Origin of the sequence: Sporosarcina sp. D27 (genome assembly GCF_000586555.1) — a bacterium.
In the GTDB taxonomy this organism is placed as follows: Bacteria; Bacillota; Bacilli; order Bacillales_A; family Planococcaceae; genus Sporosarcina.
In genome coordinates this window covers 45,775-59,827 of the sequence record NZ_AZUC01000016.1, presented here as the reverse complement: position 1 = coordinate 59,827, position 14,053 = coordinate 45,775, and the positions used below count along the sequence as shown (strand labels likewise).

15 protein-coding genes and 1 riboswitch are annotated in these 14,053 nt (G+C 41.8%); of the genes, 1 reads left to right on the top strand and 14 read right to left on the bottom strand.

What is annotated here, in order from left to right:
* Positions 1 to 183: 183 nt before the first annotated feature.
* From N693_RS0104965 to N693_RS0104895, 14 genes are all read right to left on the bottom strand, one after another.
* Positions 184 to 561, bottom strand: a complete 378-nt coding sequence (locus N693_RS0104965; protein WP_025783701.1) for a Rid family detoxifying hydrolase — start codon at positions 559 to 561, stop codon at positions 184 to 186.
* A complete protein-coding gene (purR, locus tag N693_RS0104960) occupies positions 558 to 1,391 on the bottom strand; it encodes a pur operon repressor (protein ID WP_025783699.1) in 834 nt (277 codons plus the stop codon). Before purR ends, N693_RS0104965 begins: the two co-directional genes overlap by 4 nt.
* Positions 1,392 to 1,449: 58 nt before the next feature.
* Positions 1,450 to 2,313 (bottom strand): 4-(cytidine 5'-diphospho)-2-C-methyl-D-erythritol kinase, encoded by an 864-nt coding sequence (gene ispE, locus N693_RS0104955; RefSeq protein ID WP_025783697.1) that lies wholly within the window; start codon positions 2,311 to 2,313, stop codon positions 1,450 to 1,452.
* A 192-nt stretch (positions 2,314 to 2,505) separates the two neighbouring features.
* Entirely contained in the window at positions 2,506 to 2,691 is a 186-nt protein-coding gene (locus tag N693_RS0104945; RefSeq protein ID WP_025783695.1) for a small, acid-soluble spore protein, alpha/beta type, read from the bottom strand.
* A 123-nt stretch (positions 2,692 to 2,814) separates the two neighbouring features.
* On the bottom strand, positions 2,815 to 3,081 hold the full coding sequence (gene veg / locus N693_RS0104940; protein WP_025783693.1) for a biofilm formation stimulator Veg: 267 nt from the start codon (positions 3,079 to 3,081) through the stop codon (positions 2,815 to 2,817).
* Between the two features lie 163 nt (positions 3,082 to 3,244).
* Positions 3,245 to 4,135: a 16S rRNA (adenine(1518)-N(6)/adenine(1519)-N(6))-dimethyltransferase RsmA gene (gene rsmA / locus N693_RS0104935; RefSeq protein WP_025783692.1), complete on the bottom strand. Its 891-nt coding sequence runs from the start codon at positions 4,133 to 4,135 to the stop codon at positions 3,245 to 3,247.
* Positions 4,129 to 4,689, bottom strand: coding sequence for a ribonuclease M5 (rnmV, locus tag N693_RS0104930; RefSeq protein WP_025783689.1), 561 nt, complete (start codon positions 4,687 to 4,689; stop codon positions 4,129 to 4,131). The genes rsmA and rnmV overlap by 7 nt, the downstream gene beginning before the upstream one ends.
* Before the next feature lie 151 nt (positions 4,690 to 4,840).
* Positions 4,841 to 6,073: a G5 and 3D domain-containing protein gene (locus tag N693_RS0104925; protein WP_025783686.1), complete on the bottom strand. Its 1,233-nt coding sequence runs from the start codon at positions 6,071 to 6,073 to the stop codon at positions 4,841 to 4,843.
* 137 nt (positions 6,074 to 6,210) lie between these two features.
* Complete coding sequence (locus N693_RS0104920) at positions 6,211 to 6,978, bottom strand: TatD family hydrolase (protein WP_025783684.1); 768 nt, start codon at positions 6,976 to 6,978, stop codon at positions 6,211 to 6,213.
* 123 nt (positions 6,979 to 7,101) lie between these two features.
* Positions 7,102 to 9,069, bottom strand: a complete 1,968-nt coding sequence (metG, locus tag N693_RS0104915) for a methionine--tRNA ligase (protein ID WP_025783682.1) — start codon at positions 9,067 to 9,069, stop codon at positions 7,102 to 7,104.
* A 326-nt stretch (positions 9,070 to 9,395) separates the two neighbouring features.
* Positions 9,396 to 10,592 carry a M20 family metallopeptidase gene (locus N693_RS0104910; protein ID WP_025783680.1) on the bottom strand — a complete coding sequence of 399 codons (1,197 nt, stop codon included), beginning with the start codon at positions 10,590 to 10,592 and terminating at the stop codon, positions 9,396 to 9,398.
* Positions 10,593 to 10,607: 15 nt separating this feature from the next.
* The gene (locus N693_RS0104905) at positions 10,608 to 11,465 is read right to left on the bottom strand and encodes a MetQ/NlpA family ABC transporter substrate-binding protein (protein ID WP_025783673.1); all 858 of its coding nucleotides are present in this window, start codon (positions 11,463 to 11,465) and stop codon (positions 10,608 to 10,610) included.
* Between the two features lie 38 nt (positions 11,466 to 11,503).
* Positions 11,504 to 12,166, bottom strand: a complete 663-nt coding sequence (locus tag N693_RS0104900; protein ID WP_025783672.1) for a methionine ABC transporter permease — start codon at positions 12,164 to 12,166, stop codon at positions 11,504 to 11,506.
* On the bottom strand, positions 12,156 to 13,181 hold the full coding sequence (locus N693_RS0104895) for a methionine ABC transporter ATP-binding protein (protein WP_025783671.1): 1,026 nt from the start codon (positions 13,179 to 13,181) through the stop codon (positions 12,156 to 12,158). Before N693_RS0104895 ends, N693_RS0104900 begins: the two co-directional genes overlap by 11 nt.
* Before the next feature lie 146 nt (positions 13,182 to 13,327).
* Positions 13,328 to 13,440, bottom strand: a riboswitch (SAM riboswitch).
* 296 nt (positions 13,441 to 13,736) lie between these two features.
* Between N693_RS0104895 and N693_RS0104885 the strand changes: the two genes are divergently transcribed.
* Positions 13,737 to 14,012 (top strand): AbrB/MazE/SpoVT family DNA-binding domain-containing protein, encoded by a 276-nt coding sequence (locus N693_RS0104885; protein WP_025783670.1) that lies wholly within the window; start codon positions 13,737 to 13,739, stop codon positions 14,010 to 14,012.
* The last annotated feature ends 41 nt before the right edge of the window (positions 14,013 to 14,053 follow it).

Genomic DNA, 14,053 nt, shown 5'->3' with positions numbered 1-14,053 from the left:
GCGAAGCGACGAGGAGGCTGAGGGCAAGCCCCCGGAAAGCGACCGTCCGGAACGGAGATTAACGGCCTGTAATCCTTCATTTCCAGAGTCAACAATGCAAAAAGACAAAAGGGATGGAAATCAAATTGATTTCCATCCCTTTTGTCTACAGTCTGAAACGTTCCGCTAAAGGAACGTTTTGGATTATTCTGCTACAACTGCTACAACTTCTATTTCTACTTTCACATCTTTAGGAAGTCGTGCCACTTCTACTGTTGAACGCGCTGGCGTATGATCTCCAAAATGTTTTGCATACACTTCGTTAAGAGCGCCAAACTCATTCATATCCTTAATGAAAACCGTAGCTTTGACCACTTGAGTTAGAGATGAGTTCGCTTCTGCAAGCACCGCTTTCAAGTTTTCAAACACTTGGTTCGTTTGCTCTTCAATCGTTGTCCCTGCAATTTCCCCATTTGTTTGCAACGGAATTTGTCCAGACGTGTAAACCAAACCATTCACTTTCACTGCTTGTGCATAAGGTCCAATCGCTTTCGGAGCTTGCTCAGTAGCTACATAATTCATCTTTCATCTCCACCTTCCAAAAAGTAGTTGCCTTCTTCCAGTTCAATTGTTCGATTTCGTTCATTCACTTTGCATAACTTCACGAGTGATCGGTAGTTTTCGACAAGGACCTCTTCTGTGTGTTCAGACTCAACGAGAACGGCAGCACCTGCCAGTTCACAGTCAAATTCTTCAACCAAGTGGCGCATACCGAGCATCGTACCTCCAGCTTTCATGAAATCATCCGTCAATAAGACTCGCTGTCCGCTTTTCATACTACGCTTTGACAACACCATTGTTTGGATTCTTCGGGTAGACCCGGAAACGTAATTAATACTAACTGTCGATCCTTCTGTCACTTTACTGTCTCTTCGCACAATCACAACCGGGACATTCAAATGACGGGCAATCGCTTGGGCAATTGGTATACCCTTCGTTGCTACTGTCATAATAACATCAATGTTGTGATTCGAGAAAGCTGAGGCAAACACTCGCCCTACTTTGTCCATCAGCTGCGGATTCCCAAGTAAATCAGTCAAATATAAGTACCCTCCCGGTAATAACCGGTCAGAGTGACTCAATTCTTCGATCATTTGTGCGATCACCTCTCGCACCGCTCGATCAGACATCAACGGAATATATTTCACCCCGCCAGCAGCTCCAGAAACTGTCAATAGTTTTCCGGTCCCGCTTTCTTCAAATGTCTCTTTGATAATCGTCAGGTCTTCACTGATTGATGATTTTGCTGCCTGAAAACGTTCTGAAAAAACCGTTAGCGGAATGAGTTGATGAGGGTTCTCCAACAGATGGCGTGTCATCTCAACGAGACGTTCACTCCTCTTCCATTTCATATCCAACAACTCCTAAAACCCGAATATTATAACTTCAGACTACCACAATCGTCCGTTTTCAAGCAAGGTTGATACGTTCCCCCATCATTCGTACTGCATAAACTTCGGGACAGAATCCTTTTAGTCCATTATAAATACGAGCGACCTGGGATTCATGTTGAACGAGTCCGAACACCGTAGGACCACTTCCACTCATCAGTACTGTGTCCGCCCCAAACTTCAACATTTGATCTTTTAGTACGCTTACTTGGGGATGTAGACGCATCGTGACCGGTTCTAATGCATTTCCTACCTTCTTGCACATCGTTTCATAATCGGCTGAAGCGAGCGCCTGCATCATGCCCGCTGTATCAGGATGCTGAATACCTCGAATATCTAGACCTCCATAAATATCTGCAGTCGATACTGAGATAGGAGGCTTTGCTAACACTACCCAGCAATTTGGCGGAACGGGTAAATGTTGAATTTGTTCACCGCGTCCGGAAGCAAGTGCTGTTCCACCATACACACAAAACGGGATGTCCGATCCAATACTTGCACCGAGCACCGCTAACTCGTCCAAAGAGAGTCCAAGATTCCACAATCTATTTAACCCTCTTAAGGTAGCAGCTGCATCAGAGCTACCGCCCGCTAAGCCTGCAGCAACCGGGATATTTTTGTCGAGAGTGATTTCCACACCACTTCGGATATCAAATTTTTTCCGCAGAATGTCCGCTGCTTGCCACGCTAAATTGCGTTTATCATTCGGTACAAACCGTTCCGAAGAACGGATTGTAATGCCACGATCTAAAGGCTTTAACCAAATACGATCTGCAAGGTCCACTGTTGTCATTATCATTTCAACTTCATGAAAACCATCCGGACGTTTTTGTAGGACATCGAGCGTTAAATTTATTTTAGCTGGCGCTTTTTCAGATACCATACTCATCTGGCTGCCTCCATTCAAACTTCATTGCTCACTATTTTACCATAGGAGGGTTTAAAAGTGCCTAGATTCGATAAAAAAACCATGGTTAAACACAAAAAAGAGCTGTGCAAGGCACACAGTGTGCATAGCAACAGCCTCTTTTGTCAGCCTTACGTTGGATTTGGGTCGTTCAAGGTCCAATGAACTTTATTGCGGTCGATCTTTATCCGCCATTCCTTGTCCTGCCATCTCAATTGCGCGCTTCACCATGTTGCCTGCATCTCGAGACTTAATGCCTCCCCAACCTTCACGTTGAACCACATCGTAAAATCCAAGTTCTTTTGCAATCTCTTCTTTAAGTTGCTCAGACATTACGCCGTTTCTTCTCGCCATTTAGGTTTCCTCCTTCTTGGCTGACACGTGTAGTATGAACATGAACCTCAAAAAAACACCTCCCACTTTCAAAGGAAAGTAGGAGGTGTTTTGTTTAAAAATAAATCAAAAATGATAAAAGTGCTATTTAATCTCAAACGCTGTGGTGTCTCCACCGTCCAGTATCGTTATTTCAACTGCTTCAGTTAAAATATCCGCATAGCTGTATGATACCCGTTCAAACGCATTTTCGTCCTGATCAAGTTCCACTACAAATACCGCACGATACGTGTCACGAAGGATTCCAGCTCTTTCGATCGTTTTTTTACGACCGCCGTTTGCACGAAGGTGCAGACGTTTTCCTAAGTGAGCATCCAATGACTTTTTAATGTCCGCTAATGTTTTTGGCACGTCGCTTCCACCTCACTGTGTATTATCATAACACAGTTAAAAAGTTCTGTCAATTAAAATTTAAATTTTAACAGGTTGAAATCCTCTTTGTCAATCCTTTTATAGCAATTTCTCACCTTTCGACATTCTTTTTTTCTTAAAATAGTCATAACTTCAGGATGTCTTACTTTTCGCTACTACAAAACTCCTCATACAAAGCATTCGACAGATTCGCAAATTCTTCAATAGAAAGAGTTTCTCCTCTTCTGACTGGATCTATCCCTGCTTCAGTGAGCGCAGCTATAATTGCTTCCTTCTTCGCCTTCCCTTGAGGAAGAGACGTTTGTAAGTTATTTAAGATGGTCTTTCGTCGTTGCACGAAAGAACCTCTTGCCACTTGAAATAGAAATTCTTCATTAATAACCGAAGCAGGTGGGTGTGCTTTCCTCGACAAACGAAGGACAGCAGACTCTACGTTAGGTTGTGGCATGAATACCGTTCTTGGGACAACCATCGAAACTTCTGCGTCCATATAATACTGAATCGCAATCGAGAGGGATCCATACGCTTTTGTGCCCGGAACAGCAGTAATACGATCAGCTACCTCATGTTGCATCATTATGACCATTCGCTCAATGGGTACCTTGCCCATCAAAAATTTCATAATGATTGGTGTCGTGACGTAGTATGGGAGGTTTGCTACGACAGTCACTTCGTCAACATCTGAAAATTGTTCTTCAATGGCCGCGTTTAAATCAACGTCCAGTATGTCTTGATGAATGACTGTGACGTTTGAGTACGGAGAAAGAGTGTCTTCTAAAACCGGTAGCAAACGATCATCTATTTCATAGGCGACAACTTTACCTGCTGCACGTGCAATATGTTCCGTAAGTGCACCAATACCCGGTCCAATTTCGATGACACCCGATCGCTTATCGATACCTGCATGATAAATGATGTTTTTTAATATATTTGGGTCGATCAAAAAGTTCTGCCCCAAACTTTTTTTAAAAGAAAACCCGTGCTTTTCCAGTATTTCCTTCGTTCTTGCGGGGGTTGCGATGTCTTTCACCATTCTTGTTCCTCCTCGTCTATCGTTAAAAGTGCCTGCATGAGCACAGTTTCACTAATCCGAAACATGGTAAGCCGTTTTTGGAGTCCTTTACCATTTACTTGACCAATTTGCAAAAGCTCACTTAAGCGATCACGTCGCTTTTTAGCTTCAGGATGCCCAATTAAACGTGCTTCAATTAGTAGTTCTCGTGGTGTTTCTTCTATTAGAGTTGTGTCAACTGTGTAGACGGCTTGGAGAGCAGTTCTAATGTCCTCATCCGTGGCATGCTCAATTCCAACTTTTTTTCCGTTTTTCGCAATCGCGCGATCTCTTGTTAAGAAGGCATGCTTAACTTCTGGAATTTGTTGTTCGATGATTGCTCGGATTCTTCTACCTGGATAGTCCGGATCCGTAAATACAATGACTCCACGTGTTTCTTGAGCATGACGAATTTTAATAAGGGCTTCTTGACCGACTGCTGAACCATTGGTTTCGATGGTATCTGCTCCAGTTGCCCGCTTTATGGCAATCGTGTCAGACTTTCCTTCGACGACGATAACTTCTTTTATATCCACTGTAATCCTCTTTCCTGAAAATAAGTCTTCTTCAATTCTAACGGCTGTACCCATTATTGTACAGAATACGTAAATACCACAACAATCCGCATGGCTAGTTTCAAGCCATGCGGATTGTTGGACCTACCTCTATATACTGTGCGGCGTGCTATCACTTTAATACTTTAATCTTTACTTGCCGTCTGCCGAACTTTTTGGCAACAGCGTCATTAGGTACGTGCAAATCGATACGATTGCCTTTTATAGCACCACCTGTATCACCTGCGATTGCGTAGCCGTAGCCCTCAACCCATACCTTTGAACCGAGTGGAATGACACTTGGATCTACTGCTATGACTTTCAAATTCGGGTTGGCAGCTAAGTTAATGCCAGTAGCCGTAATTCCACTACATCCCGTGCAATGTGCTGTATAAGCAGTTGCGTTCATATACATCACTTTACCGGACTCACTTCCATTTCCACGTGAAACACTTGTCTTCACAGTAGAAGATTTCGGTGCTGCACTCGCAAGCGCGACTTTCGATCCTACAGAGACTACTTTAGTTTTTGGATGTGCGACAACGTGTTCACGGATAAGATTACGTGAAACTTCTTTTCCGTTCTCTTTGACGATTTCGAATCTCTTTCTGACTTTCCCATTTTCACCTTCTCGGACAACCTTTTCTCGTCCTTTCAGTAAACTATCGTCAGTACGTGTTTTCACGTCATAATCCGTCGTCTCTTCCACTACATCGGTGACCTTTTCCACACGAACAATTGAGACAACAGATTTCGGCAGCAACATTTGCTCCTTATCATTTTCTAATCGATCCAACTCACTTAGTTGAATGTTCTCGTTCTTTAAAAAGTCAGCGACCGTAGTCGAAGTGGACCACACTTTTGTAGACTTCTCACCGTCTTTAAACGTGACTTGAAACGCTTTGTCAATCGAGATTTCACCTGAATTGCCAACTTTACTCTCTAGGCTTGGCTCAACAGAATCATGATCTGCCAGTTCTACACCTGCATCATCTAGGATGTCTTTTACTGTAGACTCGGTTGTCCAAATCGTAGTAGAGTCGTTATTTATATTTATTGCAACGGGTTTTGCCTGTTTCCAATCAATCGTCATTCCATCTTTGATGGACGTTGTTGCTGAGGGTGAAATTACGTCGTGAGACCCAATTTCTATATCACGCTGCGCCAGTACATCTTTAACTGTTTTCGCGTGTGTTTTAAATTCTACTGTTTCGCCACCCGCTTCAAGCGTGATGTTTTTCTTCGTACCTTCATAGAAAGCAAGAGAAAGAACAGTTATAAAAATCGCTAGTATCGCTGTACCAGCTGCGATTTTTTGTATCCTCAGTGATTGAAAGAATCCGTTTCCCATGGTACATTTCGTCATGAAAAAAATCTCCTCCTTATTCACTCGGCTGATTATATAGGCTCAATTTCATGCTGTCAACCGTTCTAACTTTCCCGCATAGGAATGCCGGAAGTCACCTATCTTCAAAGAATGGGTGATTCTCCCGGCAAATCAAGTCAGTCGATGGCAAATAATTTCATAGCATTTTGAGTGGTAATTTGAGCTACCTCTTTGAGTGATATTCCTTTTAGTTCTGCGATTTGTTCTGCAACTAGTGCGACAAATGCAGGTTCGTTTCTTTTACCACGATGTGGATGTGGTGCAAGATACGGTGCGTCTGTTTCTACAAGTAAATACTCAAGTGGAATTTCGGTCGCAACTTGTTTTGGCATCTTGGCATTTTTGAAGGTCACCGGACCACCGAGAGATATCATAAAGTTCATATCTATACATTGTTTAGCAGTTTCTACACTCCCACTAAAGCAATGCATAATGCCCCCCGTTGTTCCTGCTTCTTCTTCTTGTAAGATTTGTACAACATCCGCTGTTGCATCTCGATTATGAATGATAATCGGCAAATCCACTTTTTTAGCAAGTCGTATTTGCTTTCGAAACAGTTCTTGCTGAACCTCTTTCGGTGACTTATCCCAATGATAGTCGAGTCCAGTTTCTCCAATTCCAACAACTTTCGGATGTGCCGCTAACTCTTCAATCCATTTTAAATCTTCTTCGGTACAATCGATTGCATCGACCGGATGCCAACCGACCACCGCATATATAAAGCTATGTTTTTCAGTAAGCTCCATTGCTCTGGTAATGGTGGGGCGGTCAAATCCGACGACTACCATTCGCTCAACACCTGCGTTAAGTGCGCGCTGAATAACTTGGTCTATGTCTTGTTCATACTGGTTATCATTTAAATGGACATGTGTGTCTATTAACATCTCATTCGCCTCACATAAGTTATAGTGTACTTTCCTGTCTTTACACAAACATCGCAGTTTCATTACAAAACGGTTACAAACAAAAGACAACAGCGGCTCTCCGAAGAAAGCCGCTGTCCTATATTATTTTACACGCGATCCATTTGCAAGAGATGCGTCTGCTGTTGCAAGTTTTAAAACGCCGTCTGATGTGCCTGCTAAAATCATTCCTTGGGACAACTCCCCACGCAATTTAACGGGCTTTAAATTAGCTACGACAATTACTTTTTGTCCAACCAATTGGTCAGGTTCGTAATGTTCAGCAATACCTGAAACTACTTGTCGTTGCTCATAACCTAGATCGACTTGCAGCTTCAACAATTTGTCCGCTTTCGGTATTTTCTCACACGCAGTTACCGTTGCAATTCTCAAATCGATGGTGTTGAATGCGTCAATTGTAATTTCAGGGGATTCCTCCACCTTTTTTTCTTCCTTAGGCTCTTCTTTCTCTGCCTCTTTAGGAGCGGTAATCGCCATTTGTTCTTTAATGTATTGAATTTCAACTTCGTTATCCAGTCTTGGGAAAATAGGAACGCCCTTTTCAATTACTTTCGTGTTTTCTGGAATAGTATTGAAATCACCTAACGTGTCCCATGCCAATCGAGATTCGTCTAGGCCGAGCTGTTCTATAATTTTTTTCGGCGACTCAGGCATGAATGGTTGTAACATTACAGCGATATGGCGTAGTGACTGTGCCAAGTGGACCATGACAGAGGCAAGCTTTCCGCGATCTGCCTCTTCTTTTGCAAGAATCCAAGGTGACGTTTCGTCAATGTATTTATTCGTTCGTGATACGAGTGACCATAGTTCGGAAAGCACAATACTGAACTGCATTTTTTCAAGAGACTCTTCATACTTTTCCACAGTAGATGTCATTGCGGATTGAAGACTTTCGTCAAACTCCGTTGGCTCTGTGAGATCGACTGGCACCACACCATCAAAATATTTGTTTATCATAGAAACTGAGCGGTTCAACAAGTTTCCTAAGTCATTTGCTAAATCGTAATTCGTTCGTTCAACGAATGATTCAGGAGAAAACGTTCCATCTTGACCAAACGGTAGTTCACGTAATAGGAAATAACGAGTCGCGTCCAGGCCATAACGTTCTACAAGCATGTCTGGATAGACGACATTTCCTTTAGACTTGGACATTTTACCATCCTTCATCATGATGAATCCGTGTGCAAATACTTTCTTTGGTAACGGTAAGTCTAACGCCATTAAGAAAATCGGCCAGTAAATCGTATGGAATCGAACGATGTCTTTACCAACCACTTGAACGTCAGCCGGCCAATATTTGTTAAATAACGTTTCATCATCCGACAAATAACCAAGTGACGTAATGTAATTGGTTAATGCATCTACCCATACGTAAATGACATGCTTCGGATCTCCTGGCACTTTAATGCCCCAGTCGAAGGAAACCCGTGAAACGGATAAGTCCTCAAGACCCGGTTTAATGAAGTTATTAATCATTTCGTTTTTACGTGATTCCGGTTCGATGAACCCCGGGTGATCTTCATAATATTGAAGGAGGCGATCGGAATACTTCTTCATATTAAAGAAATAAGATTCTTCAGCTACACGCTCTACCGGACGCCCACAATCTGGACAATTGCCATCTACTAGCTGTGCTTCAGTGAAGTATGATTCACAAGGAATACATTTCCACCCTTCGTATTCCCCTTTATAGATATCCCCGTTATCGAGAAACTTTTGAAAAATCTTCTGAACGGCCTTTTTATGTCGCTCTTCCGTCGTTTGGATGAAGTCATCATACGTAATGTCCATCAGCTTCCATATACGTTTTGCATAGTCCGCGATGTCATTGACGTATTCTTGAGGTGGACGCCCGGCTTCTTCTGCTTTTTCTTGAATCTTTTGTCCGTGCTCATCCATTCCTGTCAAGAAGCGTACATCATATCCCCGGAGTCTTTTGTACCGTGCCATCGCATCGGATGCCACGGTTGTATAAGCCGTACCAATATGAAATTTACCACTCGGATAATAAATCGGTGTTGTAATATAAAATGTCTTTTTCTGTTCAGCCACTGCAATTCCTCCTGTACCCTTATCGATTATTTCATTTTATCGAACTTCTGATAATTTAGCTATGGTGAGGTGTGTAAAGATTGTATCCATTTCGCAGAAAATCTGTACCTTCACTAAAATTTATATGTTTTTCAAATACTATTCTGGTCAATGTAATCCCTAGACCTTGGTACATCTAGAACCTTTTTGAAATAATGAATGAATTCCCTTTTACTATTAACTATCTCCAATTCAAAAACAGCTTATTCTTCCCCTGAAAAAGGAAGAATAAACTGTTTGTTAGTCTAGATTCAATTTAACAAATGAGTTTCATATGAGAGACCTTATTATTTCTCTTTCAAACTTTTTTCAAATTCCTTCTTAACACGATGCAGGAGCTCAGCATCTGTTAACAATCTATACCCCGTTGACGCCAACACTTTTGCACCTCTAATGAGCGCTTCATCTCCAACAGGTGACTTTGCAGCTTCCCTAAATTCATCCGTGTGGGCAACTAACTCATCAGGACCAATCTTTATATACGGATGTGCTGTAGGGACTTCATAACTAATATTCCCTGCATCTGTAGAACCCTTACCAATTTTCTTTTCAGTATGAACGACTTCACCGAACGTTTCTAATTCCTCATGTAAAATTCCGTCTAATACAGAGTTCAATACAAAGTCTTTTACTTCATTTTGGAACCGTTGAATTTTAACTTCAGCTCCTGTTGCAAGAGCAGCACCTTCAGCGATTGCACGAACCTTGGTGGAAGTCTCTTCGGTTTTTGACCAAGTCTCGGCACGGATGAAAAATCTTGCTGCCGCGTATTCAGGGATAATATTAGGAGCATCTCCGCCGTGTGTAATGATTCCATGGATTCTCACATCCTGCGGAAGCTGTTGACGGAGTGCGTTTATCCCATTAAAAAGTTGAATGACTGCGTCTAGTGCATTGATCCCTTTTTCAGGTGAACCTGATGCATGTGCAGGCTTCCCGTAGAAATGGAAGTCTAGCGGATCGACAGCTAACGTCTCACTCGTCAATGCAGTTTTACCGGATGGGTGAATCATTAAGGCTGTGTCAATCTCTTTTAAGTAGTCGTGTTTTACAAAACTTCCTTTTGCACTGCCGTTGGGACCCCCTTCTTCTGCAGGTGTCCCCAACACAACGACACGCCCTCCGCTCTCAGAAATTATTTTAGATAAAGCAATACCAGCAGCTACACTGGTAGTACCAATAATATTATGTCCACACGCATGACCTAACCCTGGGAGTGCATCGTATTCGGCAAGAAAAGCGATTGCTGGTCCTGGAATGCCGCTGTCTTTCACCGCGTAAAACGATGTTTCATGTCCAGCAACCGCCGTTGTAACTTCAAAACCTTCATCTTTTAATAGCTTGACATGTTTCTCACTAGCAAAGAATTCTTGGTTGCCGATTTCAGGTGTGGCATGGATTTCTTGACTCGTTTGAATGTATAGATCCCGGTTAGATTCAATTGAATTTATAATAACATCGTGTTTAGAAGTAATTGTGCTCATAATAGTTTTCCTCCCTTATAGTCCTTTGTAGACTTTTAGTAACTCTTCCTTTGAAATATCAACTACGACAGAACCGCCATTTGTATCTGCCTCCACCGCTTTTTTCACATCTTCTTCATGATACAATTCAATAATTCGCTGATAGGTTTCATTGTTCTTATCTGCTGACCTAGCTGCAAAGATATTTACATACGGCAATGTATTTTCGTCATCGCTATCTTCTAGATAGATTGGATCTTTTACCGGATCAAACCCTGCTTGCCCAGCGACTCCATTATTAATGACAGAAGCGGCAACATCCGGCAGTACGCGTGGAGTTTGTTGAGCTACAATTGGATAAATGTCGAGTTTCTTCGGATTTTCGACAATTTTCGACGGATCTCCAAACAATCCGAAATCATCAGCTAGTTTTATCAGGCCTGCAGATTCTAGCAATTTCAAAGCACGTGCTTGGTTAGATGGATCATCTGGAATTGCGATACGTGCTCCATCTTCAATATCGTCAATTGACTTCAGCTTTTCTGAGTAAATTCCCATGGGTGCAATGATTGTGGCTCCAATTGGTGTTAAATCTGCATCATTTTCTTTTGTGAACTGACTTAAAAATGCAATGTGTTGAAATGAGTTTAGGTCAATATCTCCATTTGCTAAAGCCTGGTTCGGTAATGTGTAATCGGCAAACTCGATGAGTTCAATTTCAATTCCTTCAGCTTTAGCTTTCTCTTTAAGAATCGGCCAAACTTCACCATCTGATCCCGTCACACCGATTTTCACTACATTTGAGTCTTTTTCTTGTCCTGATGTTTTTTGGCTGCAAGCTCCTAGTGTTAATAGAAGTAAGACAGTTCCTAAGTAGATAATTGCTTTTTTCATATTATAATCTCCTCCAAGTATGTGTCTGATCAAAAAAACTAACGTCTCATAACCTTCCGCGAAAGCGTATTTCCTAGCCACTGTGCTACCTGGACCAGAACAATTAGAATGACTACCGTAACCAGCATGACACTGCCATCGAAACGCTGATATCCGTATGTCATCGCTACATGTCCCAATCCTCCTCCGCCAACAGTACCTGCCATTGCCGAGAAGTCTATTAAACTAATTGTTACAAATGTTAAACCAAGAATTAGAGGACCGAGAGCCTCTGGTATTAGAACTGTAAAAATAATTTGAAAAGGGCTTGCCCCCATCGCTTTAGCAGCTTCCACAACTCCAGGATCTATACCTACCAAGTTGTTTTCCACGATTCTAGCGATTCCAAAAGATGCTGCAATCGTCATTGGAAAGATAGCCGCCCATGTTCCGATTGTGGAACCCACCACAGCTCTTGTAATAGGGCTTAATGCTACAAGAAATATAATAAATGGAATTGGACGTATGATATTGATAAGCATATTTAAGGTTTGAAACACCCATTGTTTTTCTAGTATATTTCCTTTTCTCGTTACATAAAGCAATAAACCTATACTAATTCCTAGAATCGAACCAAAAATAAGCGTTGCAATGACCATGAGTACTGTTTCACCTGTTGACTCTACAATCCTTGGCCAAAATGTTGTCCAATCAACTTTCATGAACCTCAACCTCCTCAATCTCAACCGTTTCCTTCAATGCCGCAATGAGTAGGTTAACCGACTCCTCTTCACCATCAAATGAAACTAGCAAATTCCCAAAAAACTTCTCCTGCAATTCACGAATGGAACCGTACACAATATTAAAATTCACTCCATATTTTTGCGTGAGTCTCGAGAGAACTGGATCACTAGCTACCTCGCCTTTAAAGATAACGCGATATAGTTTCCTTCCTCCTTTTGAACGCCACTCCTTAAGCAAAGCGTCGGAGGGACGATCCTGCTGTACGGACTGAATGAAGCGTTGCGTGGTTGAGTGCTGCGGATTTGTAAATGTATCAAAAACTGTACCTGTTTCAATCACTTCTCCATCTTCCATCACAGCGACACGATCACATATTTCTTGAATGACGTGCATCTCATGTGTGATCAATAAAATCGTGATTCCAAGCTCCTTGTTCACTTTTTTTAGTAGTCTAAGAATATCAGCTGTCGTATCCGGGTCTAACGCTGATGTCGCCTCATCGCAAATTAATATATCCGGTGATGTAGCGAGTGCTCTTGCGATACCCACCCGCTGTTTTTGACCACCGGAAAGTTGTTCCGGATAATCATTTGCTTTATCAGACAGTCCAACAAAGTCCAATAGTTCTGCTACTCGTTCAGTCACTTCTTTTTTGGCTCCACCCGCAAGCTTTAAAGGATACGCCACATTTCCCGCGACCGTTCTTGATGAGAACAAATTAAAGTTCTGAAAAATCATCCCGATTCGGCGACGAAGCTTTCTTAGATCTTTTTGAGAAAGTGTTGCTAGGTCTACTCCTTGTACTTGAATGGAACCCGTGGTTGGTCGCTCCAGCATATTAACGAGTCGAAGTAATGTACTTTTCCCCGCACCACTAAACCCGATAATTCCAAAGATTTCACCTTGCGCAACGGACAAACTCACGTCATTAACCGCCGTCACCTCACGCTTTCCTAGTCGAAACGTCTTAACCGCCTGTTTAAATTCAATCATGCCGTGCCCCCTCTACTTACTGTTATGATTCTGTGCAGCAATGAGCGCAGTCATCGAACTTTCTTTTGTTTGAACGAAAAAAGCCCTCTTTTTTCTCATGAATACGAGAAAAAAGAGGGCTTCAATATAAAGTGAAACCATCTCCGTTCTCATCTTCCAAATGCATTAAGCATTTGCAGGAATTGGCACAGTGTTCATGTGTAATGAACCCGCTGCCGAGATGTCATAGGGCCTGCCCCTCGATCTCTCTGGATAAGAAAGTGATGTGTTGCTATTCGATTGTCGCAAGAATTAATTTATACTATAATCACAAAATCATACAAAGTCAACCTATTTTCATTTTTTTTAAATTTCTAATGAAATACTTTCTAATTTGTTATAAAACTGCAACTTTCATTCACATTTAAGTGAGTTTTTCATGTATCTATTATTCATAAAATAGTTTATAGGTTTCACCATTGACGTTAATTGGAAGACTTGGTATGATAATAGACAGACAAGAGAAAAATGTCGAAATCTGACGAATCACCATTTTACTTTAGGAGGAAACCTGATATGAAATCTACTGGAATCGTACGTAAAGTCGACGAACTTGGTCGTGTAGTTATCCCTATCGAATTACGTCGGACACTCGGCATAGCTCAAAAAGACGCACTAGAAATTTATGTGGATGACGATAAAATCATCTTGAAGAAATACATGCCTAATATGACATGTTCAGTAACTGGAGAAGTTTCAGATGATAACTTAACACTTATCGATGGTAAGCTGATTCTTAGTCCTGAAGGTGCTAAACAGCTAATTGCTGAAATCGAAGACAAAATGTCTTGATTTAATGCTTTTATTGCAATAACATCTGTGCCTATTCAAGT

What these genes read in the sequence shown, in the direction of transcription:
- N693_RS0104965 (WP_025783701.1), bottom strand. Translation starts at nt 561, where the DNA reads ATGAATTATGTAGCTACTGAGCAAGCTCCGAAAGCGATTGGACCTTAT.
- purR (WP_025783699.1), bottom strand. Translation starts at nt 1,391, where the DNA reads ATGAAATGGAAGAGGAGTGAACGTCTCGTTGAGATGACACGCCATCTG.
- ispE (WP_025783697.1), bottom strand. Translation starts at nt 2,313, where the DNA reads ATGGTATCTGAAAAAGCGCCAGCTAAAATAAATTTAACGCTCGATGTC.
- N693_RS0104945 (WP_025783695.1), bottom strand. Translation starts at nt 2,691, where the DNA reads ATGGCGAGAAGAAACGGCGTAATGTCTGAGCAACTTAAAGAAGAGATT.
- rsmA (WP_025783692.1), bottom strand. Translation starts at nt 4,135, where the DNA reads ATGGTGAAAGACATCGCAACCCCCGCAAGAACGAAGGAAATACTGGAA.
- N693_RS0104925 (WP_025783686.1), bottom strand. Translation starts at nt 6,073, where the DNA reads ATGACGAAATGTACCATGGGAAACGGATTCTTTCAATCACTGAGGATA.
- N693_RS0104920 (WP_025783684.1), bottom strand. Translation starts at nt 6,978, where the DNA reads ATGTTAATAGACACACATGTCCATTTAAATGATAACCAGTATGAACAA.
- N693_RS0104910 (WP_025783680.1), bottom strand. Translation starts at nt 10,592, where the DNA reads ATGAGCACAATTACTTCTAAACACGATGTTATTATAAATTCAATTGAA.
- N693_RS0104905 (WP_025783673.1), bottom strand. Translation starts at nt 11,465, where the DNA reads ATGAAAAAAGCAATTATCTACTTAGGAACTGTCTTACTTCTATTAACA.
- N693_RS0104900 (WP_025783672.1), bottom strand. Translation starts at nt 12,166, where the DNA reads ATGAAAGTTGATTGGACAACATTTTGGCCAAGGATTGTAGAGTCAACA.
- N693_RS0104895 (WP_025783671.1), bottom strand. Translation starts at nt 13,181, where the DNA reads ATGATTGAATTTAAACAGGCGGTTAAGACGTTTCGACTAGGAAAGCGT.
- N693_RS0104885 (WP_025783670.1), top strand. Translation starts at nt 13,737, where the DNA reads ATGAAATCTACTGGAATCGTACGTAAAGTCGACGAACTTGGTCGTGTA.